This window comes from Streptomyces odonnellii, assembly GCF_000981895.1.
In the GTDB taxonomy this organism is placed as follows: Bacteria; Actinomycetota; Actinomycetes; order Streptomycetales; family Streptomycetaceae; genus Streptomyces; species Streptomyces odonnellii.
In genome coordinates, this window is sequence record NZ_LATD01000002.1 from 1 (window position 1) to 24,851 (window position 24,851).

A 24,851-nucleotide genomic window follows, 5' to 3' on the forward strand; every position below is an offset into this window, starting at 1 on the left:
GGGGAGTACGTGGGGCAGCGGCTGCTGGAGTCCTGAGGGCCGCGGTCGAGGGGCGGGCCGGCGGGGGCAGGTCCGCGCTCGCGGCATGAGCTCCGCCGGGCCATTAGGGTGACCGTATGTCGGCCACGCGCTACACGTATCTCGGCCCCGAAGGCACGTTCACGGAGGCAGCCCTCCGTACGCTCCCGGAAGCCGCGACCCGCGAACTCGTCCCCATGGTGTCCGTACCGGCGGCGCTCGACGCCGTACGGAACGGCGATGCGGCGGCGGCGCTCGTACCGATCGAGAACTCGGTGGAGGGCGGTGTCACCGCGACCCTCGACGAGCTGGCCTCCGGCGAGCCGCTGATGATCTACCGCGAGGTGCTGCTGCCCATCACTTTCGCCCTGCTCGTACGGCCCGGGACCAAGCTCTCCGATGTGAAGACCGTGACCGGTCATCCGGTCGCGCAGCCGCAGGTGCGCAACTGGCTGCGGAACCAGCTCCCGGACGCGGTGTGGGAGTCGGCGGCGTCGAACGCGGACGGCGCGCGGCTGGTGCAGGAGGGGCGGTTCGACGGGGCCTTCGCGGGTGAGTTCGCGGCGGCCACGTACGGTCTCGAACCGCTGGTGACCGAGATCCATGACGCTCAGAACGCGGAGACGCGCTTCGTGCTGGTGGGCCGGCCCGCGCGCCCGGCGGCGCCGACGGGCGCGGACAAGACCTCGGTGGTCATCTGGATGGGTGACGACCACCCGGGCGCACTGCTCGAACTGCTCCAGGAGTTCGCCGTACGCGGGGTCAACCTGATGCTGATCCAGTCGCGGCCGACCGGCGCCGGAATCGGGAACTACTGCTTCGCGGTGGACGCCGAGGGCCATATCTCGGAGCGGCGGGTGGGCGAGGCGCTGATGGGGCTGAAGCGGATCTGTCCCAAGGTGCGCTTCCTCGGCTCGTACCCGCGGGCGGGGGTGTCGGCGGACGATGTGTCGACACTGCGGCGGGGGACCTCGGACACGGAGTTCATCGAGGCGGCCGAGTGGCTGGCGCGAAGCCAGGACGGCCGCGCCTGAGGGCTGGGCTTTAGGGAGCTGCTGTGCCTGTGAGCCTGTGGATGAAGGGCAAAGTTATCCACAGGCGCGCTTCTCGACCTGGGGACAAGTCGACAACACAGGCCGATCAAGTCGACAAGTCTCTGTGGTCGCCAACCCCCATCCACAGGGCGCCCAGCCGCGCCACGTCAGTCCGATTCCAGCGATCAACTCGTTGGAGCGAGCAATTCCCACCCGAATGAGTGTGTGAAGTGGGTTTACGAGGGAAATCTCCGGCCCGCTCCCAGCTCGCGCGGCCCGCACTTTTCCGCAATCCACAGGCCCATCACGCAGCCTGTGGATAACTCGCGCGACCGGTGCGCGTCTGTGGACAACGCCCTGTGGAGTTCGACTCAAGTCCCCTTCTCCACAAGGGAAGTGAGTCAAGCAGACCGCCACCTTATGCCTCGTTGCGGCGAATTGGATCCCCTTTATTGACGAACGACGAATGACCGCCGGGAGATTTTCCGACAGATTTCTCAATCGCGACAATTTAGACAAAGAGGTGTGCCTGTTGATATCGGGTGGGTCGGTGTCGGCGGGCACCGGTAGCCTGGTGGGGTGATTGACCTTCGCCTGCTCCGTGAGGACCCCGACCGTGTCCGCGCCTCCCAGCGCGCCCGTGGAGAGGATGTCGCTCTGGTCGACGCCCTGCTCTCCGCCGATGAGCGGCGCAGGTCGTCCGGCCTCCGCTTCGACGAGCTGCGCTCCGAGCAGAAGTCGCTCGGCAAGCTGATCCCCAAGGCGTCCGCCGAGGAGAAGGCCGAGCTGCTCAAGAAGGCGGAGCAGCTCAAGGCGGATGTCAGGGCCGCCGACGCCGACCAGCACGACGCGGACGAGGAGGCCAGGCGGCTCCTCCTCCAGCTCGGCAATATCGTCCACCCCGATGTTCCGGTCGGCGGCGAGGAGGACTTCACCGTCCTGGAGACGCACGGCACGATCCGGGACTTCGCAGCGGAGGGCTTCGAGCCCAAGGACCATCTGGAGCTGGGCGAGGCGCTGGGCGCCATCGACGTGGAGCGCGGCGCCAAGGTGTCCGGCTCGCGGTTCTACTATCTGACGGGCATCGGCGCGCTCCTGGAGCTGGCTCTCGTCAACGCGGCGATCGCCCAGGCCACCGAAGCCGGGTTCATCCCCATGCTGACTCCGGCGCTGGTCCGCCCGCGTGCCATGGAGGGTACGGGCTTCCTCGGCCAGGCCGCGGAGAACGTGTACCACTTGGAGAAGGACGACTTCTACCTGGTCGGTACGTCGGAGGTGCCGCTCGCCGCGTACCACATGGACGAGATCATCGAGGCCGACAAGCTGCCCCTGCGGTACGCGGGCTTCTCGCCGTGCTTCCGCCGCGAGGCCGGTACGTACGGCAAGGACACCCGGGGCATCTTCCGGGTCCACCAGTTCGACAAGGTCGAGATGTTCTCGTACGTCGATCCGGAGGACGCCCAGTCCGAGCACCAGCGGCTGCTGGACTGGGAGAAGCAGTGGCTGACCGGTCTGGGGCTGCCCTTCCAGGTGATCGATGTGGCGTCCGGCGATCTGGGGGCCTCGGCGTCGCGGAAGTTCGACTGCGAGGCATGGATCCCGACGCAGGGGAAGTACCGCGAGCTGACCTCGGCGTCGAACTGCGACGGCTTCCAGGCGCGCCGGCTCTCCATCCGCGTCCGGGACGGCAAGCAGATCAAGCCGCTGTCGACGCTGAACGGCACGCTCTGCGCCGTGCCGCGCACGATCGTGGCGATCCTGGAGAACCACCAGCAGGCCGACGGTTCGGTGGTGGTGCCCGAGGTGCTGCGGCCCTATCTGGGCGGGCGTGAGCTGCTGGAGCCGGTCACCAAGTGAGCACCGGCCCCGAACCGGCGTCGTCACCGACGCCCTCGTCGTCCGCGCGGTCCTCTGTGGCCGGGTCCTCAGCAGTCCCGGCCACGGGTTCGTCCGCGGCATCGTTCCCGTACCGGCTGGTGGCGACCGATCTCGACGGGACACTGCTGCGTGAGGACTTCACGGTCTCCGGGCGTACGCGTGAGGCGCTCGCCGCGATCACGGCGGCGGGAGCCGCGCACATCATCGTCACGGGGCGTGGCGTGCCCTGGACGCAGCACATCCTGGACGATCTTGGGTACGAGGGCCTCGCGGTGTGCGGCCAGGGCGCGCAGGTCTATCACGCCGGTGAGCGCAGGCTGCTGACGTCGGTGACGCTGGACCGCCAACTGGCCAGGCTGGCGATCGCCAAGACCGAGGCGGAGACCGGGCCGCTGGCGCTCGCGGCGAGCCGGGACGGTCTCGACGGCGCGGTGGTGATCGGTCCTGGTTACCAGGTGCTGGACGGTGAGCTTCCGGCGCTGTTCGTCGACGACCTGGCGGAGCTGTGGGCGGAGCCGCTCAACAAGGTGTACATCCAGCACCCCGAGCTGGACGACGACGCGCTGGCGCGGGCAGCGCGGGCGACGGTCGGCGGCCTGGTGGATGTGGTGATGGCCGGGGCGGGGGTTGTGGAAATCCTGCCGCTGGGCCTGAACAAGGCGACCGGGCTCTCGCTGGCCGCGCGCCGGCTCGGTGTCACGGCGGCGGACACGATCGCGTTCGGCGACATGCCCAATGACATCCCGATGTTCGCCTGGGCGCGGCACGGGGTGGCGATGGCGAACGCGCACGAGGAACTGAAGGCCGTGGCCGACGAGATCACGGCGTCGAACGAGGATGACGGCATCGCGGTGGTGCTGGAGAAGCTGCTGCTGGGGTAGCCCTCCGGGAAGGGGCGGCCCGCGCGGATGCGCGCTCGAAGCGGCCGCCCCCGGGCAGCGCCCCGGCGGCTGCGCGGAGCAGTGATGGCTACTCCGGCGCCTGCGCGGTGCTGCCCTGCTGGGAACTCGGCGGACACGGAATCCCGGTCGTCGCCGTGCTCCGCTCCCGGTCCTGAGGTGTGCCTTGACAGAACTACTGTGCCCGGGGCGGCGACGTCCCGCCACCGAATATCGGCGCCATGGCCCACGCCCGCCCGTACGGTTACTACGGACGGACGCGGGCGCAGGGGCTACGAGCAGGATCAGCGGCGCTTACGGCCCCGGCGCAGATCCCTCAGTTGATGGACGACATCGTCCACCCTGGCATCCACCCGGTTGATGTCATCGGACATCTGGCACAGCCGGTTGCTGATGGCTCCGACGACCTGATTGGTCGCGTCGAGCCGCCGGTCCAGACTGTCGAGCCGGTACGACATCCGGTTCAGAACCGGCCCCAGCTCCTGAAGCGCCACACCGACCCCGCCGAGACACGCCTCGACATCGGTCACCCGCCGGTCGAGGTTCGCGTACCCCGTGCGGAGTTCGTCCTCGACGCCGAGGAGATACGTACGGACGCACCGCGCGATGTCGCTGTCGCGAAGAAGCATCGCGATGTTGAGCACGGCACGACGGGTGTAGAGCGTGAGACTGGAGCGCCGCTGTGGATAACTTTTGCCGCTCCCGGATGAGAGTGACACCGCGTCACTCTGATATTCGCGCAGGTCAGAGCCTCGCACCACATGCATCCCGTTCTCGGACAGCTCTGCGCGATGCCGCGCGGTCAACTGCCTGATGACGTCTGTGGATACTTGGAAGTAGCGCGCGACGCCTTCCGTCGCGATATGTACGCCGTCCGGCAGCAGCCGGAGCGCCTTGACTTTGTCGAGCGCCTCGACCCGCCCCATGACGCTGTCGCGCATCGAGCGCGACTCGATCAGAGCACCTTCAGGTGGCATGGACATGCCTTCCACGTGAAACCGATTGATGGTCGGCCCTCTCCCCGGGCTTCAGGGGCGGAGGTCGGCTCACGGTGGCTACTCACTCAATGACCGGCATACGCGGCTCTCGGCCCCGCGCCGGCAATCCCCAGCTTCACAAACGCTCGACGTCACAGACTCCAGTTGCCTCCACGCACCCTGGACAACGAAGCGATAAACGTACAGTTACGCGGCAACCCCCGCCCATCGGGCGGGGGTTGCCGTGCGGAGCGCACGCGTCTACTCCTCGCCCGCTAGCTTCAGCGTCCTGAGCTTCTGGCCCGCGTACCAGGTCGCCGCCACCGAGACCCCCGCCAGCAGACCCACCGCCAGCGGCAGGCCGACGTCCGAGGTGATCGTGCCCTCGCCGCCTATCTTCTGGGCGAGCGCCAGCGACCACTGCTGGACGCTGAGCGTCCGCGCGCCCGCCACCAGGCTGCCGAAGAGCGTCTCCCAGACCAGCGCGTAGACGAGTCCGATGACCACCGCGTGGCGGCTGACCGTACCGAGCAGCAGGAAGAGCGCGCTGTACGCGATCGAGGCGACCAGCGCCGCGACCGTGTAAGCGACGGCGATCTGCTGGCCGTTGCCGTTCAGGATGTACCCGGCTATGAACGTGGGGATCGCGGAGAAGGCCATGGTCACGGCTATGGCCACGATCAGTTTGGTGAAGATGATCGACGACCGCTTCACCGGCTTGGAGAGCAGATAGACGATCGAGCCGTCGTCGATCTCGGGTCCGATCGCGCCGGTCCCCGCGATGACACCGATCAGCGGCACCATCGTGGCGAGCGCGAAACCGCCCAGCACATCCACCGCGACCTGGTCGTCCGCGCCGTTGAGCGCACGGACGGCCACCGCGATGACGATCAGCAGCGCGGGCAGCAGGAAGAGAAGCGCGGCCCGGCGCCTGCCGAGCAGGGCCCGGTAGGTGAGCCGGGCGACTGTGGGGTTGTACATGACGTCACAGCTCCTTTCAGGCCGCTACGAGGTACGAGAAGACCGACTCAAGGGACTCGTCCGAGGGCGAGACCGTGAGCAGCCGGATGGAGTGTTCGCGGGCGACCCGCGGCAGCAGTTCGGTGAACCGGCCGAAGTCGACCGCCTGGATGCGCAGCGCGCCCTCGGCGAGGTCCACCTCGATACCGGCCGTCGACGGGTCGGCGATCAGCGCGGCGGCGAGCGCGCGGTCGTCGCTGGACCGTACGAGATAGCGGTGCGGCCGGTCGGTCATCAGCCGGCGGATCTTGCGGAAGTCCCCGGAGGCGGCATGGCGCCCGGCCACGATCACCTCGATGTGCGAGGCGAGCTGCTCGACCTCCTCCAAAATATGGGAGGAGAAGAGAACGGTGCGGCCCGTGGCGCCCATACGCCGCAGCAGATCCATGAGCTGCATGCGCTGACGCGGATCCATGCCGTTGAACGGCTCGTCCAGAAGCAGCACGGACGGGTCGTGGACCAGCGCGGACGCCATCTTCACGCGCTGGCGCATGCCCTTGCTGTACGTCGCGATCTTGCGGTCCTGCGCGTACTCCATCTCGACCGTGGCGAGAGCCGCACGCGCCTCCTTCATCCCCAGCCCGTGCAGCTCGGCGTTGGCCACGACGAACTCCTGGCCGGTCAGGAAGTCGTACATCGCCTCCCGCTCCGGCACGATGCCGATCTGCCGGTAGACCGACTCGTTGCGCCAGATCGGCTGTCCGTCGAGGGTGACGCTGCCCGTGGAGGGGGCGAGGAAGCCGGCCATCATATTGATCAGGGTCGACTTGCCCGCGCCGTTGGGGCCGAGCAGTCCGGTGACACCGGGCGCGATCGTCATCGTGACGTCGTTGACGGCCACCACATTGCCGAACCAGCGCGAGGTGTGCTCGATATTGATGGTGGTCACAGCCCGACCTTCCGGTAACGGCGCATCAGAACGGCGTACGAGCCGGCTACGAGCGCGAGGACGACCAGCAGATAGACCACGCCCACGCCGGCCGAGGGACCCGCCTCGCCCGGGAAGGCGGAGGTCGCGCCAAGGAAAGCGGTCTGTACGCCGTCGATGAGCGTGACCGGCGAGAAGAGGCCGAGCCACTTGACGGCTCCGACGGCGTCCGAACTCCACGCGATCGCCTGGAGGGTGGAGACCGCGCCGTACGAAATGGTCAGGGTGGCTATCACGGCGGCGACGCCGAAGCCGCGCCGCGGTGTGAGGGCGGCCATCACCAGGCCGAGCCCGCCGAAGAGCACGGAGAGCAGCGCCACCGACACCAGCCCCTGACCGAAGCCCTTGGTCTGGTCGGCGAAGTCCATCTTGGCCAGCAGTGAGCCCGCGTAGAGGATGACGAGCGGCGCCCCGGTCAGTACGAAGAGGGCGGAGGCCATCGCTCCGTACTTCGCGAGTACGTAGTCGACGCGCTCGATCGGGCGGGAGAAGTAGAGCGGCACGGTCTTGAAGCGCAGGTCGCGGGAGACGGACTGCGGGGCCTGGGAGGCCAGATAGAGACCGATGACGGCCTGGGTGAAGATCGCGTAGCGCGTGTAGTCGAGCGGCAGTTCCTTGAGGTTGGTCGCGATCGCGACCGCGACGATGATGGCCGCGGGCAGGCACATCACCGCGAAGAGAATCATCGGCAGAACCTTGGACTTGGCCGAGCGCCCGAGTCCGTACGCACCGCGCAGGGACTGCGAGTAGAGGGAGCGGCGCGCGTAGGCGCGGCCGAGGCGCGCTCCGTCGTAGGTGCGGTATCCGATGTTGTGGATCCGGGTGGTCGCGGCTCCGCTTCCCGTACCGGCCTCGGTGCCAGTCGTGGTCTCAGCGCTCATCGTGGACGCCTCCCTTCACCAGTGCGTGGTCCGTTCCGTGTGCGGCCCGGCCGTCCGGGGCCTGTTGCGGTGTGTCCTGCGGGTGTTCGGTCCGCTGGGGGCGGAACACCTCCGCTATGTGGTGGCGCCGCTGTTCCATCCGTACGAGTCCGAGGCCGAGCGCGGCGACGGTGTCGCGGACGACGTCGTACGTCTCCTCGCCCTTGGCCTCGATCAGCAGGATGTGGCCCGCGCCGGGGAGCCCCTCTTCCATGCCCGCGTGGAGGGTCAGCCCGGCCGTGGTGAGGGCCTCGCGCAGTGTCCCGGTGCCGTCGGGGTGCGCGTCCGTGTCCGTGACCTCGACCGCGAGGGTCGTGGTGATCTGGGTGAAGTCGCTGGTGGAGCTGGAGCGCAGCAGTGTCCCGCCGTCGATGACGACGACATGGTCACAGGTCCGTTCGAGCTCGCCCAGGAGGTGCGAAGTGACCAGGACGGAGATGCCGAAGTCCGTGTATACGCGGCGGATCAGGCCGAGCATCTCGTCACGGCCGACCGGGTCGAGGCCGTTGGTCGGCTCGTCCAGGAGGACGAGCTGGGGGTCGTGGACCAGTGCCTGCGCGAGCTTGACGCGCTGCTTCATACCGGTCGAGTAGCCCCCGATGGGACGGTAACGCTCCTCGTAGAGGCCGACATGGCGCAGCGTGTCCGCAGTGCGCTCGCGCGCCGCGGTCGGGGGGAGTCCGGACATGCGCGCCATATGAACGACGAACTCGGTGGCCGAGACGTCCGGCGGCAGGCAGTCGTGCTCGGGCATGTATCCCACGCGCTCACGGATGGCACCGCCGCTGGTGGCGACATCGAGCCCGAGCACCGTGGCCCGGCCTTCCGTGGCGGGGGAAAGACCCAGCAGGATCTTGATCATGGTGGACTTGCCGGCTCCATTGGCACCCACCAGACCGGTCACACCCGGTCCGATGTCCAGAGAGAGCCGGTCAAGCGCGGTTACCCGTGGGAACCGCTTACTCAGGCCTTCTGTCGCGATCACATTCACGGCTCCGACGGTAGTGGCGAAGGTAACAGGGGTCGTCAGCCTTGGCGGCTGTATCCCTGTCCCCCTCAGGGCGTAGGGACCCGTAAGGGGGCCGTTGAGGAACTGGGAGAAACCGTAGTCCATCGGCCGATTCGCCAGCCGAGTTGTCCACAGGGGCGGGCGGGCCGGTTGTCCACAGGCACAGCCCGGCCCTTGACGTTGCCGCCGGGCATTGTCACATTCATCACTGCCACATCGATTTGCGTGACATGAAGAACACGCACCGCACACGGAACCAGTGGGAGGCGATGCCGTGACGGACCGACGGACCGCGGAGCTGCGGGGGTTCAGGGAGGTCCAGCGCCTGGCGTATGAATGCGCGGAGACCGTCGCCGCGCGGCTCACGCCGGGGGTGACGGAGCGCGAGGCGGCGCGGATGCAGCGTGCCTGGCTGCGCGCCCGCGGCGTGCGCGACTGGTTCCACCTGCCCTTCGCCTGGTTCGGGGACCGTACGGCGTTCGCAGGCTTCCGGATACCGCTGCAGTTCTTTCCCAGCGGGCGCCGGCTTGAGACCGGGATGCCGTTCATCCTGGACCTCGCGCCCGTCCACCGCGGCTTCACGGCGGATGTCGGCTATTCGGGCTGTCTCGGTCCGAACCCGCTGCACAACAAACTGCTCGCCGATCTCCGGGCGCACCGCGAGCTGATCCTGCGCGAGGTGCGTGAGCGGCGGACGCTGCGGGAGATCTACGAGGACGTGGACCGCCTCATGGTCCGGCAGGGCTACGCGAACAGGCACCGGGCCTATCCGTTCGGTGTCATCGCCCACAAGATCGACCGGGTGAAGGACCGCCGCTGGTCACCGCATGTGTTCGGGTTCGGCACCCAGTCGCTCAAGGGCCTCGCGAGCGACGCACTGCGCGGCCACCGCGACGGCTGGTCGCCGCTGTGGAGCCCGTACCGGTTCTCCGACCACCCGCCGGCACCGGGGCTGTGGGCGGTCGAACCGCACCTCGGGTTCCGGGGTACGGGCGCGAAGTTCGAGGAGATCCTGGTGGTCACCGACTCACGGGATCCGGAGCAGAGCGCGTTCTGGCTGGATGACGATCTGCCGCATGTGCGGCGCTGGACGGAGGCGGCCGTATGAGTACGGACATGGGTGCGGGCGCGGGCTCGGGCGCGGACTCCTCGGGCGACAACGGCAGCGGCAGCGGCAGCGGCAGCGGCAGCAGTACGGTCCCGGGGCTGGAGGGGGCGCGGGAGCGCCGGGTTCGGACCGGCGGGGTCGAGCTGTGTGTCGCGGAGCTGGGCGATCCCGGGCGGCCGACCGTGGTGCTCGTACACGGCTATCCGGACAGCAAGGAAGTCTGGTCGGAGGTCGCGGCAAGGCTGGCGGGGCGCTTCCATGTGGTGCTGTACGACGTGCGGGGGCACGGCAGGTCGACGGCGCCGGACCCGCTGCGCGGCGGGTTCACGCTGGAGAAGCTGACCGACGACTTCCTGGCGGTCGCCGACGCGGTGAGCCCGGACCGGCCGGTGCATCTCGTCGGCCACGACTGGGGTTCCGTACAGGCATGGGAGTTTGCGACCGTCGCGCGGACCGAGGGCCGGATCGCCTCCTTCACCTCGATGTCCGGGCCGTCCCTGGACCATATGGGGCACTGGATCAAGCGGCGCGCGGCACGCCCCACTCCGCGGCGGGTCGGCCAGCTCCTGGGCCAGGGCGCCAAGTCCTGGTACGTCTACGTACTGCATACGCCCGTGCTGCCCGAGCTGGCCTGGCGCGGCCCTCTCGGCAGGCAGTGGCCCAAGATCCTCCGCCGGGCCGAAAGGCTTTCCGGCACGGCGTATCCGACCGCGTCCCTGCCCCGGGACGCGGCGCACGGCGCGTGGCTCTACCGGGACAACGTCCGCGCCCGGCTGCGCCGTCCCCGTACGGACGCGCATGCGCACGTACCTGTCCAGCTCATCACCCCGACCGGCGACGCCTTCCTGTCCGAGCGGCTCTACGACGATCTGGAGCAGTGGGCTCTGGGCCTGGTACGGCACACGCTGCCCGCCAAGCACTGGGTACCCCGCACCAGGCCCGATCAACTGGCCTCCTGGATCACCGACTTCGTCACCGCCCACGAGAGCGGCGGCCCTCCGGAAGAGGCTGCCGAGTCGAGTACGGGCACGGTGCGGACGGGACCGTACGCACAGCGCTTCGGCGGACAGCTCGTCCTGGTCACGGGGGCGGCCAGCGGTATCGGCCGGGCCACCGCCTTCGCGTTCGCCGAGGCGGGCGCACGCGTCGTGGCGGTCGACCTGGACGGGGAAGGGGCCGCCAGGACCGCGGAACTGGCCCGGCTGACCGGGGCACCCGAAGCCTGGGCCGAGACGGTCGATGTCGGTGATGGCGAGGCGATGGAGAAGCTCGCCGAGAAGGTCGCCACGGAGTACGGCATCGTCGATGTCCTCGTCAACAACGCGGGGATAGGGCTGTCCGGTCCCTTCCTCGACACCACCACCGAGGACTGGAAGAAGGTCCTGGACGTCAATCTGTGGGGTGTCATCCATGGCTGCCGCGTCTTCGGCAGGCAGATGGCCGAGCGCGGACAGGGCGGCCATATCGTCAACACCGCTTCCGCGGCCGCCTATCAGCCCTCGAAGGCACTGCCCGCGTACAGCACGTCCAAGGCGGCGGTTCTGATGCTCAGTGAATGCCTCCGAGCGGAACTGGCAGACAAGGGCATCGGGGTCTCGGCGATATGCCCCGGTTTCGTCAACACCAACATCACTTCCACCGCGCGTTTCACCGGTGTCTCCGCGGCTGAGGAGGAGCGGCGCCGAAAGAAGACCGCCCGGCTGTACGGGCTGCGCAACTACCCGCCGGAGAAGGTCGCCGACGCCGTGCTGCGCGCCGTGGTGCGCGACCAGGCCGTCGTACCGGTCACCCCGGAGGCCCGCGGCGCGCGGTTCCTGTCCCGCTTCGCGCCCGGGGCGCTGCGTGCGATCGCACGAGTCGAGCCGCCGCTGTGAACACCGACAAGCGAGCGGGGGACGGGGAGTTCGGGCCGGACGAAGAGAAGGGGGAGCCGCTCAAGGCCGAGCAGAGCCGGGCGGCCGATGACACCGGGAAGACCAGGGAGATCAGGGAGACCGAGGAGATCAGGGAGGCCAGGGAGATCAGGGAGACCGGGGAGCGGTATGCCATCGTGCCGCGCCGGGTCTCGTTCGACTGGCACGGGACTCCTCTCCACTGGATACCGGGCGAGCCCACGGCCACCCATGTCATCAATGTGCTGCATCTGCTGCTGCCGGCGGGCGAGCGGTGGTTCGTCAAGGTCTTCAAGGAGGGCCTGCCACTGGTCACCGACCCGGAACTGCTCAAGGACGTCAAGGGGTTCATGGGGCAGGAGGCCACGCACAGCGTCCAGCACTCCCATGTACTGGACCACCTCGCCGAGCAGCGGCTGAACACCGACGCCTACATCCGCCGCGTCGACTATCTCTTCGAGAAGCTCCTCGGCGAGAAGCCGCCCTGGGGAATACCCTTCCCGGCCGGGAGATGGCTGCTCTACCGGCTGGCGTTCGTCGCGGCGATCGAGCAGTTCACGGCCGTCCTCGGTGACTGGGTGCTGCGCGCGGAGGCGCTGGACCGGGCGGGATCCGACGAGGTCATGCTCGATCTGCTGCGCTGGCACGGCGCGGAGGAGGTCGAACACCGCGCTGTGGCCTTCGACATGTACGAGCACTGCGGCGGCCCGGACGCACTGCGCTATGCGCGCCGGGTCGGCACGATGTGCGTCACCGTGCCCGTACTGCTGTGGCTCTGGTCCTCGGGCGCCGCCTATCTCATCCGGCACGACCCCCAGCTCGCCGGCAGGCTGCGCTATTCGCTTCGGGAGCACAACAAGGCGATGAGCAAAGGGCTGTTGCCGACCTGGCGCGAGTTGGGCGCGGCGATACCCCGCTACTTCCGCCGGTCGTACCACCCATCGCAGGAGGGCTCGCTGCGCAGAGCAGTCGACTACCTCGCGGCCTCGCCCGCCGCCCGGGCCGCGGCGGACGCGGTGAGCCGCACGACACCGGGACGGAGGGAGTGAGCGCGCCGGGTCCGTCCTTGCCGGGGGCCGAGTACCGGATCGAGGGGCTGGCGCATGCGAGCGGGGCCTCCGTACGTACGATCCGGGCCTACCAGGACCGCGGGCTGCTGCCCAGACCGGAGCGGCGCGGACGGGCCAACGTGTACGACGGCACCCATCTCGCCCGGCTGCGGCTGATAGCCGAACTGCTGGGCCGGGGATACACATTGGCCTCCATCAAGGAGCTGCTGGAGGCGCGGGACTCGGGGCGCGGACTCGGTTGGGTGCTCGGTCCGGCCGCCGGGGCGCAGGAGTCCTGGACCGACGGGGAGCCCGGCCGTATCTCCCGTACGGAGCCGGCCGAACGGTTCGGTGGGATCGGGCACAGCACCTCCCGCTCACCGGACTCCGAGACCCGTTCCGTGACGCTGCCCGCCGACACGATCCGGGCCATACAGGGGCTGGTTGGGCCGGAGAACGTCGCGGCATTCATAACGGCGGCGGCCGAACGGGAGCTTCGGGCAAGGACCTTGGATGCCCTCGCCTCAATCAACAGACAACACAGCCGTATTGATCAAATAGGTTAAAAGCCGCGGACCTTGTCCACAGGATCGGCAAATCCCCCTGTGGATAACTGAGTTGGCTGTGGATCAAACCTGTGAACACCACGAATTTCAAATGAGTGGCGGCCTGGTGACCCTACCGGCCACGCTGATCGGATGAACGGAACACCCGATGAACGGCGCACCGTGAAGGTGTCAAAGTACCTCTCCAAACATCTGCGCCACCAGCCCGAGCGGATCGGTATCACCCTCGACGCGAACGGCTGGGTGGCGGTCGACGAACTGATCAGTGCCGCGACCGCGCATGGCTTCCGGATCAGCCGCGCCGAACTCGACCATATGGTCGCCGTCAACGACAAACGGCGCTTCACGGTGGACGGCGACCGCATCCGCGCCAACCAGGGCCACACCGTCACGGTCGACCTGGACCTGCCACCGGCGGAGCCGCCCGCGTACCTCTACCACGGGACCGTCGCCCGCCATCTCGACTCGATCCGGGCCGAAGGGCTGCGCCCCATGGCCCGCCACCATGTGCATCTCTCGCCGGACCGCGAAACGGCGACCCGGGTCGGCGCGCGCCGCGGCCGACCGGTCGTGCTCTCGGCGGACGCGGCAGCGATGCACAGGGACGGGCTGGTCTTCCATGTGAGCGCCAATGGGGTCTGGCTCACCGACTCCGTACCACCGCGGTACCTGCGCTTCCCCGGCTGACCCTGACCGCCGACCCCGCCGACCCCACCGACGCCAACAGACGCCCATGGGACAGCCGGACCCGCGCCCCAGCCCTGCCGTCGCCGCTTACGCCGGTTACGAGCGAAGCTGCGCCGGTGCCTCGGTCGCGATCCGCTCGAAGACCCGCTGGTCAGTGGCGAAGACCGAGTCCGGAATGGGAGCGTGCACCACGATCTCGTCGATCCCCAGCTCCGTATGCCGGCCCGCGAAGTCCACGAACGCGTCGACAGACCGCATCGGCCCGTCCCGGTCCGGGGTGAAGCCGGTGAGCAGGATCTTCTCGGGCACCTCGTGCCCGATCTCCGCGCAGACCTTGGCGAGCCGCTCGATCTGCCCGTGAATGGCTTCCCGGGACTGCTCAGGCGTACCGGTTTCGAACAGCTTGGGATCGCCCGTCGTCACCCAGGCCTGGCCGTACTCCGCGGCGAGCCGCAGCCCGCGCGGCCCGGTGGCCGCGACCGCGAAGGGCAGCCTGGGCCGCTGCACACACCCCGGGATGCCGCGGGCCTCGACCGCGGAGTAGAAGCTGCCCTCGTACGTCACGGAGTCCTCGGTCAGCAACCGGTCCAGCAGCGGCACGAACTCGGCGAACCGGTCCGCCCGCTCCCTCGGCGTCCACGCCTCCTGCCCCAGCACCGTGGCGTCGAAGCCCGTACCCCCCGCGCCGATCCCAAGAGTGATCCGCCCGCCCGAGACATCGTCCAGCGTGAGCAGGTCCTTGGCGAGCGTGACGGGATGCCGGAAGTTCGGTGAGGTGACGAGCGTCCCGAGCCGCAGTCGCTCGGTGACGGCTGCTGCCGCCGTCAGCGTGGGCACCGCCCCGAACCACGGGCCGTCACGGAAGGTACGCCAGGACAGATGGTCGTACGTGTACGCGGCATGGAAACCGAGCCGCTCGGCGCGCAGCCACTCGCCGCGGCCACCGTCGTGCCAGCGGCGGACGGGAAGGATCACAGTACTGAGGCGCATGCCCCAGACGATACGCGCGGGCCGCCGGCCACCACGGCCGTGCCCTCGGAGCAGGCACGAGAGGCCCCACGGTCCTCCCGAAAGTCGCTAGGGTTACTCCATGGGTACGTTCAGCAAGGCTGAACTCGAGGCCATGATCGAAGAGGCGACCGTCGATGCCTACAACGAGGACGAGCAGCTCACTGGTCTGTTCACCCTGCTTGAGGAGCACCTTGCCGTGCCCTTCACCACCACCGCTGTTCTCGGCGTCGAGGTGACCGTGCGGGGTGTCGACCTCGCACCGGACGGCAGGATCGTCGCCCTGTGCTCCCGCGGCGGTATGCGGCAGTCGATCGGAATCCTGGAGCTGCCGCTGCCCCGTCCGGCCCCCGAGGGCGCGGAATGGATCGACGCGTACCGGCACTGGGCCGGTTGAGGCCGGGCCTTCGAACTTCACGCGGAACTGGCTTGTATGGAGGGGCTGAACGTGGCTGATGCCGTCCAGGGCTCGAATCAGGGCACCGATGAACCGTCGTTGACCGATCTCATCGAGCGCAGTTCCGAGTTGAAGGGGCGGTTGGTCGCCTTCGCCCAGAGCCCCCGCTTCGACCGGTGGTTGACGCCTCTTCTGCTGGAGGCCGCGGGGCCTGAGCGGTACTTGGACGAAGGCGGGGCGGTCAGGATCACCGACCACTTCATCCTGCGGTACCGCCTGCCTGGCGGTTCGACCGTGGTGGACCGGTTCGTTGCCGGGCGGAAGGATCTGACCGCTGCCGACCGGGAGATGCTGCTCGGCTGGCGTGACCCGGTCGAGGGCGTCTTCGAGGTGAGGGGCAAGGAGGAGGATGCCGTCGTCCTGCTGAACCTGGTCGACGACCTGGAGTACCGCACGTACTCGAATGCCGGGCGGGCGGTGTTCCGTGGAGTTTCCGGGGGAGGGTTTCTGCACGCCTGTCTGGTACCCGTTCACTCGGCCGACGGGGCCTGGTTGGTATCCGGGGCGATGTCCTATTACCCCAGGTCCAAAGCCTCCGAGATCGCCCAGGTGGCGATCGAACTGGCCACCAGTCGGCCCGAGTTCGTCTTCCGCAACCCGGAGAAGATCGAGCAGGGATGGCAGCGGATGCGGGAGGACCGGGCCGCGTTCGTCGAGTTCTGCGGTGGCGACGAGCTGGTCCTTACACCTGCCGAGGCCGAGGACCGCCTCAACGCCTACTACCGCCACCGCCAGCAGGCCGCCGTCGCCGGAAAACAGCCCGGCCGTGCCCGGGGCAGGCGACTCCCCGGGCTGGACCTGCCTTTGTTCGAACTGCCACGAGAACTGGCGGACTCGGACACCATCGGCGTCATCTACGACGGGATCGACGGCCTGAACTTCTACGCGGACTACGGGATGCTGCAGGAGCTCTTCGCGAACCCCGCCCGCGCAGGCCAGAAGCGGTACCAGGACCTGTTGCGCGCCTACCTGCGCGAGGAGTCGATCTCGCCACTGCCGATCCGCCGACTGGCCGCCGCCCACCCGGAGACCGCCGACGCGGTATTCCGGAAGCTCCTGCGGAAGCCTGGCTTCACCTGGAGCGAACACGGCGAGGCACTGCTGCGCCGACGCAAGCCCTGGTACTACGAGAGCGAGCCCCGTCCGGGCGTCTCGGTGATCGGCGACCGTCTCAGCCGGCTTGCCGCCGGCCGCCGGTAGCCGCAGCTCACGAGGGCACGGCGGCTGCCGCGCCGGCCCGACGACCACGCATACTCCAGTTCATGGCCGACACGACCCGCATCACCGTCACGCTCCCCACCGAGCAGGTGGCCGAGCTGAAGAAGCTCACCGACAACGTCTCGGGCTATGTGGCCGAGGCAGTGGCCCGCCGGCTCAGGCACCATCTGCTCGGGGGCGGATCTGCGGAACCACAAGGACGAGCACGGAGCCTTCAGCACGGAGGAGTTGGCTGAGGCCCGAGCACGCGTCTTCGGCACCACCGACACCGCGGGTGGCGCGAGCGCCGCGTGAGCCCACACATCGAGACGGTGGTCCTGAACAGTGAGGGCCTGTCCGGATGGATCGCCCAGGACCGCAAGATCCTTGCCCTGTTCAAGATCTTTCACGAGAGGGGAGCGGACCTGGTCAACAGCGCGAACACCGTCGTGGAGGTCAGCCACTCCCGCGTGAACATGTCCCGCCTGTACTGGGCCCTGTCCAGAGTCAAGGTGGAGCCGGTGACCGAGCAGGCGGCGAAGGAAGCAGCCAAGCTCCTCAAGGCCGCCGGCCTTCACGGGCACACGCACGCCATCGACGCCACGGTCGCGGAAGCGGCACTGCGGCAGCCCGGTCCGGTGGCGATACTGACGTCCGATGTTGACGACATGACCCGTCTGTGCGGCAAACAGATCAGACTCATCGGCCTCTGACAGGGATAGCCGCAGGTCGGTGCGCGATCGGTGAACGAGCCTTGACTGACGTCACGAGGGTGCCCAAACGGATACGCTCGGTAGCCGTCGCGGCGGCGGTCAGGGCGGGGATGGCACCGAACCACGGCCCCTCGCGGAACGGCATCCGCCACGACAGATGGTCGTACGTGTACGCGGCATGGAAACCGAGCTCCTCGGCCCGCTGCCACAACTCCCGCCCCTCGCAGGCCCATGGGTAGATCGGCAGAATCACAGTGCTCAATCGCACGTCACCGACCATACGTCCCGGCCCTCAAACCTCCCCGTGCTGCCAGCCTTCGAACACGCAAGCCGGGCGACTGTGGGGGCCACGGCCTTGGAACGGGACGGCGACACCATGACCGACCAGCCGCACTCCCCGACCGTCAGCGAGAACTGGGGACCGCAGCCGTCATCCTGGGTCTCGCCCCTGCGATACTCGACGACGGTGCACACTTCACGGCCGACGACATCCGCCACATCGCACGCCTGGTCAAGTCCCTGACAGACGTCCTCGCCCTCGTCGGCTGCCGGGGCGGCGTCCTGCCGGGGAGGGGCGGTGGAGGTCGGAACAAAGGCCCCACCGCCTGAATCGCCCGCCCATAGGATGGTCCGCATGGCTATGGACGGCAGGCAGACGACCCCGGACGTGGTGGAGGACGTGTTCGACGGACACGCCACGGGCATCGAGGTCGAGGACCCCGGCGAGGACACCACGCGAATTCAGCGGCCGTGGAACCCGGACCAGATCCGGGTGAACACCAGCCAATTTTCCCTGCGCAACATCCTCGACCAGATCGACGAGGGCTCCATCGAGCTCGCTCCTGACTTCCAGCGATTGCGGGTCTGGCGGACCGACCAGAAGTCCCTGCTGGTCGAGTCACTACTGCTGCAGATTCCGCTGCCCGCGTTCTACTTCGCGGAGGACTCGGACGGATCGTTTCGCGTCGTAGATGGCCTTCAACGGCTGTCCACGCTGCACGCGTTCGTCCGGGGTGGAGAAAACGGCTTCGCCCTCGGGAAGCTGGAGCACCTGAACGATCTGAAGGACCTGCGTTTCAGTGATCTTCCTGTGCCGTCCCAGCGGCGGATCAACAACACCCAGCTGATCGTCAACGTGATCGACCCGACGACACCTCGCGGGGTCACGTACGAGATCTTCAAGCGGATCAACACCGGCGGGACCCCGCTCAACGCCCAGGAGATCCGGCACTGCATGAGCAGCCCGCGCAGTCGGGACATCCTGCACCGGATGACCCACACGGACGCCTTCGCCAAGGCCACCGGGGGCCGCCTCACCGACCACATCCGGATGAATGACCGGGAGATGGCCCTGCGATTCGCCGCGTTCTGGCTGAAGGGCATTAGAGCTTACCAGGAGCGCCCCATCATGGAGCAGTTCCTGATGGACGCCACCGAGCTGCTGGACGATCCGAAGCAGGTCCCGGAGGAGCAAGTGGCGGCGCTGGAGGCCGCCTTCGACCGGGCGATGACTCACGCGTACCTCGTCTTCGGCGAGCATGCTTTTCGCAAGTGGCCGGAGGGCGACGACTACCGCCGCCCGATCAACCGCGCCATGTTCGAGAGCTGGTCCATGGCCCTGGCCGACCCCGACTACACGACCGCCGACCTGCGTACGCGTCGCACGGCCATCGTGAAGGCGGCCCGTGAGCGGATGACCGTCGACGTCGTCTACCTCAACGCCATCACCTCCTCCACCGCCGACCGATTCCGGGTGGACTACCGCTTCAAGGCCGCCGTAGCGGACGCGGGAGCCGACCTGTGATCACTTCCCTGGAGATCCGGGGCTTCAAGCGGTTCGAGTCCGAGTCGTTTAGCCTGCGCCCTTTCACCGTCCTGACCGGAGTCAATGGCGGCGGCAAGAGCACCGTGATCCAGTCCCTGCTGCTGGCGAGGCTGGCAGGCACGTCGGGCGCAGCGGCAGGCGGCACTGTGCGGCTGAACGGCTCGCTCGGACTAGCACTCGGCGAGGCCCGGGACGTGCTGAACTGGACGACCGACGCGCGGGAGATCACCGTCCGGCTGGGCGGCCCGGACGGTGAGTCATGGGTGTTCGGCTTCGGACTGCCCGACGCCGAGCAGGCGCTGCACCTCGATGTACGGCGACTGCCGGTGGCGCACGTGCCCGGTATCGGGTCGGCCGTCGCGGCCCCCGCTTTCACCTACCTGTGCGCCGAACGTTTGGGCCCCCGCGACACGCTGTCGGTGTCCGCCGAGGAACCGGACCGGATCGGAGTCGGGGTGCGAGGCGAGTTCACCGCACAGGTGCTGGCGCTGCGCGAGTCACGCGCGGTGAGTACGCGCAGGGCGGTTCGCGGTGCGTTGCACCACGCAGAAGCCGCCGGACCGCAGCTGAGGGTCCAGACCGAGTCGTGGGCCTCGGAGATCATCCGTCCGCTGCGGATCACCGCACGGGTGGCTGTGGGAATCATGGCCACGACGATCCGGTTCGGCGAGAGGGGCCTGAGCGGCGAGGAAATCCGCCCCGCAAACACCGGTTTCGGCATCTCCTATGCCCTGCCGATCATCGTCGCGGGACTGCTCACCGAGCCGGGCGACCTGCTGATCGTGGAGAACCCCGAGGCGCATCTGCACCCGGCGGGACAATCTCGGCTGGGCCGGTTCCTCGCGCGGGTGGCGGGCAGCGGGGTGCAGGTCGTGGTGGAGACGCACAGCGACCACGTCCTCAACGGAGCCCGGCTCGCCGTCGCACAGGATCGCTCTCTCCCGGCAGCGGACATGATCACCCACTACTTCGATCACGATCAGGCCCTACCCATCGAAATCAACGACAGGGGCGAGCTAAGCCACTGGCCCAGTGGCTTCTTCGACCAGATCGAGACCGACCTCGGGAGACTGGCTCGTGCCCGACGCGGCAAGTAGGAGTGGAAACGGAACCGGGCAGAACCAGTCGAGCGCTACCACCGCCGCCGAGGCCGCCGACGACTATCGCGTCGTAATCGCAGAGGAGTGCTTCGACTGGCGAGCGATGACGGACTCGAGCCTGCGGGAAGCCCTCGACACCCTCGCGGAGGTACTTCAGCCGTTGGCCGATGGCCGTAAGGCCGCGTTCATGGAACCTGCCTACGACGTCGAGTGCCGACCGTCAGTCGCACTGATCGATGCCCTGTACTCGCCTGACGGCGGGCTGCCCCGTGACAAGCGGGTCCTTCTGCAGCAACTGTTGAGCAAATGCCGACGCGTGGAACCGAACGAGGCGGATCTGCCCCAGCCGGTCCGGGTGGCCGACGGCCCCTGGCAGGAACCGTCCTGGGGCACAGCCCACGCTCTGGCACGGGCAGCGGTGGGCCGCGCCATGTCCTGTCTCCTGGTCCCGTATGCCACGGAACCCGAATGGCCATCCGGATGGCTTACCGTCACGCGGACGACGGAGGTCGGCCGGGATGAGGTGAAGGTGCACGTCCTACGGCACCCCGACAACATACCGGTCTTCTGGCGCGGTCTCCTCACCCACGAGAACGTTTCGGCCGAGCATTTCTTCACCTTCACGGAGGATGCCTTCCCCCGGCTGCTCTTTGCCGACTCTCTGCGCCTGCACCACTTCAAGGGCGCCTACGCCGAAGTCCTGCCCTGGCTGGTGAAGCTGCTGGGCGCGCTCGACGACCACTTCCCCCGGACACTGGACGAATGCAACGGCGACCAGACACAGGTTGTCCGGAGGTTCAGTGCGCTGGGTCTGGACATCTCACCCGAGAGCCCAAACACGAAGAAGAACGCGACGGCGTGGGAACAGCGCAACGTCGCCTACGACGACGGCACCTACCGATGTGAGTGGCACGGCAAGCGGCTCTGGGACCGCGACAGGGTCCACTTCTCACTGCCGATCGCCACATACGACGACCGGATTCTCATCGGGATCTTCGTGGGGCATCTGGCGACCTGAACCAACGGGACCGAATGACCTGTCCGTCGACGCTTCCTCTCATATGAAAGACCAGGTCAGCCGGTGATGCGCGAAAAAGGCTTGACTGAGGTGACGAGCGTCCCGAGCCGCAGTTGCTCGGTGACGGCTGCTGCCGCCGTCAGCGTGGGCACCGCCCCGAACCACGGGCCGTCACGGAAGGTACGCCAGGACAGATGGTCGTACGTGTACGCGGCATGGAAACCGAGCCGCTCGGCGCGCAGCCACTCGTCGCGGCCACCGTCGTGCCAGCGGCGGACGGGAAGGATCACAGTACTGAGGCGCATGCCCCGACCCTACGTCCCGCCGGCCGACCGCCCGCGCGCCCGTCGACCGTACGCCGACCGCCCGCGCGTCCGCCGGCCGACCTCGCGCCGGCCGACCGTACGCGTCGTCGCCACCACCCCGGTTCCGAACCACTCGCCGACTCTCCCGCACGCACGCGTGCGCACCGCCGACTGATCCCGTCTCAGATGTGCGCCCCTCCGCACGCCCGTGCGCACTCGTACAGGAGAATGGCGCCGTGACCTCGCCCACGGACGACTCCCCAGCCGCCCCAGCCACCGCGGAAACCCCAGCCGCAACAGAAACCCCGGCCACCGCGGAAGCCCCAAAGGCCCCAGGAACCGCGGCCTCTCCCGGCTCCCCGCTTCCCGCCCGGCCTCGGCTGATCGCCACCGATCTCGACGGCACCCTGCTCCGCGACGACAAGTCCGTGTCGGACCGTACGACCGCCGCGCTCAAGAACGCCGAGGAAGCGGGCATCGAGGTCTTCTTCGTCACCGGGCGCCCGGCCCGCTGGATGGATGTCGTCAGCGAGCATGTGCACGGCCATGGCCTGGCGATCTGCGCGAACGGCGCCGCCGTGGTCGATCTGCACGCCGGCGGCGAGTTGCTGCGGGTCCGGGACCTGGACCGCGAAACCGGGCTGTATGTCGTCCAGGCCCTGCGCGACGCCGCCCCCGGAACGGCCTTCGCCGTCGAGATGGCCCACGGCATCCGCTACGAGCCGACGTACCCGCCCTTCCTTGAGGACCCGGGCGCGACCGTCGCCACCGCGGAGGAGATCTTCGACGAGGCGTACGAGGACTCCGCCGGTCCTGTCATCAAGCTGCTCGCCCACCACCCCGGCCTGACGCCCGACGCCTTCCTCACCCTTGCCCGTACGGCGGCGGGGGACCGCGCCACCATCACCCGGTCGAGCCCCACCGCGCTGCTGGAGATCAGCGCCCTGGGCGTGAGCAAGGCCAGCACCCTCGCCCTCTGCTGTGCCGAGCGCGGCATATCGTCCGACGAGGTCGTGGCCTTCGGGGACATGCCGAACGATCTGGAGATGCTGGCCTGGGCCGGGACGTCGTACGCCATGGGCAACGCCCATCCGGATGTGCTGGCCGCCGCGTCAGGCCGTACGGCCACCAACAACGAGGACGGCGTGGCGATCGTCATCGAACAGATCCTGGCCCGGATCTAGCAGATCGGTCGATCCGCGGTCGGTCCCGCCAGATGGTGACCGCTGGCCAGCCCTCCAGCGTCTGCCACGCCCGTCCACCGCGCCACGCCCGTCTGCCACGCCTGTCCCCCGCACCACTCCTGTCCGCCGCGCCACACCCGCCTCGTCCGCCACACCGGTCCACCGCGCCACGCCCGTCCACCGCGCCACGTCCGCCACGCCCGCCCTCATAGCGGCGCCTCCCAGATCACCGTCGTACCGCGCCCGTCCCCGCCGATCCCCGGCCCGCACACGCTCGATCCGCCCAGTGACTCGGCCCGACGCGCCAGATTGCGCAGCCCGCTGCGTCGTCCGCCGTCCGGGATGCCCACCCCGTCGTCGGCGACCGACAGCCGTACCGCCGCCCTGCCGTCAGGCAGCCGGGCCGTCGCGTCGACGATCACTTCGATACGCGTGGCATGCGCGTGCCGGAAGGCGTTGGAGAGGGCCTCACGGAGCGCGGCGATCAGATTTTTCCCGGCCAGCTCACCGACGGCGGCGTCGACCTGCCCGAGGAACCGGTGGCTGGGCCGGAACCCCAGGGGCACCGCCGCCATATTGATCTCCCGCAGTACGCGGGTGCGCACCCCGGCCGGTGCCTCGGCCGGTCCCTGCTGGAGCGCGAAGATGGCCGTACGGATCTCCTGAATGGTCACGTCGAGCTCGTCGACGGCCTGGTCGATGCCCTGGTGCACCTCGGCGGCGACCGCTCCGCGCTGGGCGCTCGCCAGCGTCATCCCCGTCGCGAACAGCCGCTGGATGACCAGATCGTGCAGGTCACGGGCGATACGGTCACGGTCCTCCAGGACCGCCAGCCGCTCGCGGTCGCGCTGCGCCTCGGCCGTCATCAGCGCCAGCGCGGCCTGGGCGGCGAACTGGTCGGCCATGGTCCGTTCCCGCTCCCCGAAACGGCGCGCGCCCCGCGCCCGGGGCATGGCCAGCGCGCCCAGCACCCGGCCGTCGGACCGCAGCGGCAGCAGCATCCCGGGCCCGAAATCCGCGGCCAGAGCGGGCGTCACCCGCGGATCGGTGGCGAGGTCGTCCAGGAACATGGACTCGCCGGCCAGCAGGGTCATGGCGACGGGGTTCGTGGCCGGTACGACGTACTTCCGTTTCACCGTCGGATGCTCGGCGGACACGGCCACGACCTCCAGCCCACCGGCCTCCGTGCGCAGCAGGACCACGCCGATGACCGAGTCCGCCAGCCGACGCGCCTGCTCGGCGACCACGGACAGCGCGTCTCCCGCGTCACCGCTGGTCAGCAGGGCCGTGGTGACGGCGACCGAGCCGTCGATCCAGCGTTCGCGCTGTCGGGCCGCCTCGTACAGCCGGGCGTTGCCGATGGCATTCGCGGCGTCCGTGGCGAGGACGCGCACCATGTGCAGGTCGTAGTCGCTGAACTCGCCCCCGCCGGGCTTCTCGGCCAGATAGAAATTGCCGAGCGCCTCGCCCTGGGCACGGATGGGGACCCCCAGGAACGTCCGCATCGGCGGATGGCCTGGCGGGAATCCCGCGGCGCGCGGATCGGTGGTCAGATCGGCCAGCCGGATCGGTTCGGGACACCTGTTCAGCACGCCGAGCAGGCCCGTATGTCCATCGGGTCTGCGGCCGATCCGGCGGGCCACGTCGTCAGCCACGCCATGGGTCACGAAGTCCGAGAGGCTCTCGCCCGCCTCGTCGAGGACCCCGATGGCGGCATAGCGGGCCCCGGCCAGCTCGACGGCGGTCTCACAGATCCGCTTGAGCGTGGTGTGCAGCCCCTGTCCCGTACCGACGGAGCACATCGCCTCCAGAAGCTGCGGCACACGCGCGGTGTTCTCGACGGACAGGCCCTCCAGACTGCTCGCCGCGCGAGTGACCGCGTCCAGAGGCTCCAGCGGCTCGGGCACCTTCATAGGCCAGAGCCTAATAATTCCCATTTGATAGGGAAAGTCCGCGTGCGGGCGCGGGCCTACCGAGCCTCGACCGTCCGGCGGCCCGGCGCCCGCGCACCAGCCACCCGCACCCCGGCCACCTGCGCATCCGCCACCCGCGCACCACC

22 protein-coding genes and 3 pseudogenes are annotated in these 24,851 nt (G+C 68.8%); 16 read left to right on the forward strand and 9 right to left on the reverse strand.

Features of this window, described 5'->3' with window-relative positions; all coding sequences use genetic code 11:
- Positions 1-116: 116 nt before the first annotated feature.
- The 3 genes from pheA to WH07_RS00110 all read left to right on the forward strand — a co-directional run bounded on the left by pheA (position 117) and on the right by WH07_RS00110 (position 3,811).
- Complete coding sequence (pheA, locus tag WH07_RS00100; RefSeq protein WP_046494049.1) at positions 117-1,052, forward strand: prephenate dehydratase; 936 nt, start codon at positions 117-119, stop codon at positions 1,050-1,052.
- 579 nt (positions 1,053-1,631) lie between these two features.
- A complete protein-coding gene (gene serS, locus WH07_RS00105) occupies positions 1,632-2,909 on the forward strand; it encodes a serine--tRNA ligase (protein ID WP_046494051.1) in 1,278 nt (425 codons plus the stop codon).
- 116 nt (positions 2,910-3,025) lie between these two features.
- A complete protein-coding gene (locus WH07_RS00110; protein WP_408645780.1) occupies positions 3,026-3,811 on the forward strand; it encodes an HAD family hydrolase in 786 nt (261 codons plus the stop codon).
- 302 nt (positions 3,812-4,113) lie between these two features.
- Here WH07_RS00110 and WH07_RS00115 read toward each other — a convergent pair whose 3' ends face one another.
- The 5 genes from WH07_RS00115 to WH07_RS00135 all read right to left on the reverse strand — a co-directional run bounded on the left by WH07_RS00115 (position 4,114) and on the right by WH07_RS00135 (position 8,659).
- Positions 4,114-4,806 carry a hypothetical protein gene (locus WH07_RS00115; protein ID WP_046494053.1) on the reverse strand — a complete coding sequence of 231 codons (693 nt, stop codon included), beginning with the start codon at positions 4,804-4,806 and terminating at the stop codon, positions 4,114-4,116.
- Positions 4,807-5,067: 261 nt separating this feature from the next.
- Positions 5,068-5,787, reverse strand: coding sequence for an ABC transporter permease (locus WH07_RS00120; RefSeq protein ID WP_046494055.1), 720 nt, complete (start codon positions 5,785-5,787; stop codon positions 5,068-5,070).
- A gap of 16 nt (positions 5,788-5,803) precedes the next feature.
- Positions 5,804-6,715, reverse strand: coding sequence for an ABC transporter ATP-binding protein (locus tag WH07_RS00125; RefSeq protein WP_046494057.1), 912 nt, complete (start codon positions 6,713-6,715; stop codon positions 5,804-5,806).
- Positions 6,712-7,635 carry an ABC transporter permease gene (locus tag WH07_RS00130; protein ID WP_046494059.1) on the reverse strand — a complete coding sequence of 308 codons (924 nt, stop codon included), beginning with the start codon at positions 7,633-7,635 and terminating at the stop codon, positions 6,712-6,714. Before WH07_RS00130 ends, WH07_RS00125 begins: the two co-directional genes overlap by 4 nt.
- Positions 7,625-8,659 carry an ABC transporter ATP-binding protein gene (locus tag WH07_RS00135; RefSeq protein WP_079022822.1) on the reverse strand — a complete coding sequence of 345 codons (1,035 nt, stop codon included), beginning with the start codon at positions 8,657-8,659 and terminating at the stop codon, positions 7,625-7,627. Before WH07_RS00135 ends, WH07_RS00130 begins: the two co-directional genes overlap by 11 nt.
- 298 nt (positions 8,660-8,957) lie before the next feature.
- On the opposite strand from WH07_RS00135, the gene WH07_RS00140 reads away from it, so the two are divergent.
- The 5 genes from WH07_RS00140 (at position 8,958) to WH07_RS00160 (ending at position 13,985) form a co-directional block, all read left to right on the forward strand.
- On the forward strand, positions 8,958-9,791 hold the full coding sequence (locus WH07_RS00140; protein WP_106409472.1) for a M24 family metallopeptidase: 834 nt from the start codon (positions 8,958-8,960) through the stop codon (positions 9,789-9,791).
- Entirely contained in the window at positions 9,788-11,665 is a 1,878-nt protein-coding gene (locus WH07_RS00145; protein ID WP_079022819.1) for an SDR family oxidoreductase, read from the forward strand. The genes WH07_RS00140 and WH07_RS00145 overlap by 4 nt, the downstream gene beginning before the upstream one ends.
- 146 nt (positions 11,666-11,811) lie before the next feature.
- Positions 11,812-12,732: a metal-dependent hydrolase gene (locus tag WH07_RS00150; protein ID WP_046494084.1), complete on the forward strand. Its 921-nt coding sequence runs from the start codon at positions 11,812-11,814 to the stop codon at positions 12,730-12,732.
- Positions 12,729-13,298, forward strand: a complete 570-nt coding sequence (locus WH07_RS00155) for a MerR family transcriptional regulator (RefSeq protein ID WP_046494063.1) — start codon at positions 12,729-12,731, stop codon at positions 13,296-13,298. The genes WH07_RS00150 and WH07_RS00155 overlap by 4 nt, the downstream gene beginning before the upstream one ends.
- Positions 13,299-13,430: 132 nt before the next feature.
- Positions 13,431-13,985 (forward strand): RNA 2'-phosphotransferase, encoded by a 555-nt coding sequence (locus WH07_RS00160; RefSeq protein WP_046494065.1) that lies wholly within the window; start codon positions 13,431-13,433, stop codon positions 13,983-13,985.
- Between the two features lie 96 nt (positions 13,986-14,081).
- Here the strand turns inward: WH07_RS00160 and WH07_RS00165 are convergent, their stop codons facing one another.
- On the reverse strand, positions 14,082-14,975 hold the full coding sequence (locus tag WH07_RS00165; RefSeq protein WP_046494066.1) for an LLM class flavin-dependent oxidoreductase: 894 nt from the start codon (positions 14,973-14,975) through the stop codon (positions 14,082-14,084).
- A 100-nt stretch (positions 14,976-15,075) separates the two neighbouring features.
- Between WH07_RS00165 and WH07_RS00170 the strand changes: the two genes are divergently transcribed.
- The 4 genes and pseudogenes from WH07_RS00170 (at position 15,076) to WH07_RS00185 (ending at position 17,360) form a co-directional block, all read left to right on the forward strand.
- Positions 15,076-15,390 (forward strand): calcium-binding protein, encoded by a 315-nt coding sequence (locus WH07_RS00170; RefSeq protein ID WP_046494068.1) that lies wholly within the window; start codon positions 15,076-15,078, stop codon positions 15,388-15,390.
- 51 nt (positions 15,391-15,441) lie between these two features.
- On the forward strand, positions 15,442-16,650 hold the full coding sequence (locus tag WH07_RS00175) for a hypothetical protein (protein ID WP_052744156.1): 1,209 nt from the start codon (positions 15,442-15,444) through the stop codon (positions 16,648-16,650).
- Positions 16,651-16,712: 62 nt separating this feature from the next.
- Positions 16,713-16,962, forward strand: a pseudogene (locus tag WH07_RS00180) (hypothetical protein).
- On the forward strand, positions 16,959-17,360 hold the full coding sequence (locus WH07_RS00185) for a hypothetical protein (protein ID WP_046494071.1): 402 nt from the start codon (positions 16,959-16,961) through the stop codon (positions 17,358-17,360). The pseudogene WH07_RS00180 and the gene WH07_RS00185 overlap by 4 nt, the downstream one beginning before the upstream one ends.
- Positions 17,361-17,385: 25 nt before the next feature.
- Here the strand turns inward: WH07_RS00185 and WH07_RS00190 are convergent.
- A pseudogene (locus WH07_RS00190) lies at positions 17,386-17,628 on the reverse strand (LLM class flavin-dependent oxidoreductase); the annotation flags it as partial.
- A gap of 366 nt (positions 17,629-17,994) precedes the next feature.
- Between WH07_RS00190 and WH07_RS00195 the strand changes: the two are divergent.
- Genes WH07_RS00195 through WH07_RS00205 form a run of 3 tightly spaced genes read left to right on the forward strand, consistent with a single transcriptional unit; the run spans position 17,995 to position 21,303 of the window.
- Positions 17,995-19,164 carry a DUF262 domain-containing protein gene (locus tag WH07_RS00195; RefSeq protein WP_232788642.1) on the forward strand — a complete coding sequence of 390 codons (1,170 nt, stop codon included), beginning with the start codon at positions 17,995-17,997 and terminating at the stop codon, positions 19,162-19,164.
- On the forward strand, positions 19,161-20,282 hold the full coding sequence (locus tag WH07_RS00200; protein ID WP_046494075.1) for an AAA family ATPase: 1,122 nt from the start codon (positions 19,161-19,163) through the stop codon (positions 20,280-20,282). The genes WH07_RS00195 and WH07_RS00200 overlap by 4 nt, the downstream gene beginning before the upstream one ends.
- Positions 20,263-21,303 (forward strand): hypothetical protein, encoded by a 1,041-nt coding sequence (locus tag WH07_RS00205; protein WP_232788643.1) that lies wholly within the window; start codon positions 20,263-20,265, stop codon positions 21,301-21,303. The genes WH07_RS00200 and WH07_RS00205 overlap by 20 nt, the downstream gene beginning before the upstream one ends.
- A gap of 86 nt (positions 21,304-21,389) precedes the next feature.
- Here the strand turns inward: WH07_RS00205 and WH07_RS00210 are convergent.
- A pseudogene (locus WH07_RS00210) lies at positions 21,390-21,608 on the reverse strand (LLM class flavin-dependent oxidoreductase); the annotation flags it as partial.
- A 236-nt stretch (positions 21,609-21,844) separates the two neighbouring features.
- Here WH07_RS00210 and WH07_RS00215 point away from each other — a divergent pair.
- Positions 21,845-22,792, forward strand: coding sequence for a Cof-type HAD-IIB family hydrolase (locus tag WH07_RS00215; protein WP_079022821.1), 948 nt, complete (start codon positions 21,845-21,847; stop codon positions 22,790-22,792).
- A gap of 206 nt (positions 22,793-22,998) precedes the next feature.
- On the opposite strand, the gene WH07_RS00220 is transcribed toward WH07_RS00215, so the two are convergent.
- Positions 22,999-24,705 carry a GAF domain-containing sensor histidine kinase gene (locus tag WH07_RS00220; protein ID WP_046494078.1) on the reverse strand — a complete coding sequence of 569 codons (1,707 nt, stop codon included), beginning with the start codon at positions 24,703-24,705 and terminating at the stop codon, positions 22,999-23,001.
- Positions 24,706-24,851 lie beyond the last annotated feature (146 nt).

Coding starts and splice junctions, on each gene's coding strand:
- WH07_RS00170 (WP_046494068.1), top strand. CDS start 15,076: ATGGGTACGTTCAGCAAGGCTGAACTCGAGGCCATGATCGAAGAGGCG.
- WH07_RS00160 (WP_046494065.1), top strand. CDS start 13,431: ATGAACGGAACACCCGATGAACGGCGCACCGTGAAGGTGTCAAAGTAC.
- WH07_RS00115 (WP_046494053.1), bottom strand. CDS start 4,806: ATGCCACCTGAAGGTGCTCTGATCGAGTCGCGCTCGATGCGCGACAGC.
- WH07_RS00220 (WP_046494078.1), bottom strand. CDS start 24,705: ATGAAGGTGCCCGAGCCGCTGGAGCCTCTGGACGCGGTCACTCGCGCG.
- WH07_RS00130 (WP_046494059.1), bottom strand. CDS start 7,635: ATGAGCGCTGAGACCACGACTGGCACCGAGGCCGGTACGGGAAGCGGA.
- WH07_RS00145 (WP_079022819.1), top strand. CDS start 9,788: ATGAGTACGGACATGGGTGCGGGCGCGGGCTCGGGCGCGGACTCCTCG.
- WH07_RS00165 (WP_046494066.1), bottom strand. CDS start 14,975: ATGCGCCTCAGTACTGTGATCCTTCCCGTCCGCCGCTGGCACGACGGT.
- WH07_RS00120 (WP_046494055.1), bottom strand. CDS start 5,787: ATGTACAACCCCACAGTCGCCCGGCTCACCTACCGGGCCCTGCTCGGC.
- WH07_RS00195 (WP_232788642.1), top strand. CDS start 17,995: ATGGCTATGGACGGCAGGCAGACGACCCCGGACGTGGTGGAGGACGTG.
- pheA (WP_046494049.1), top strand. CDS start 117: ATGTCGGCCACGCGCTACACGTATCTCGGCCCCGAAGGCACGTTCACG.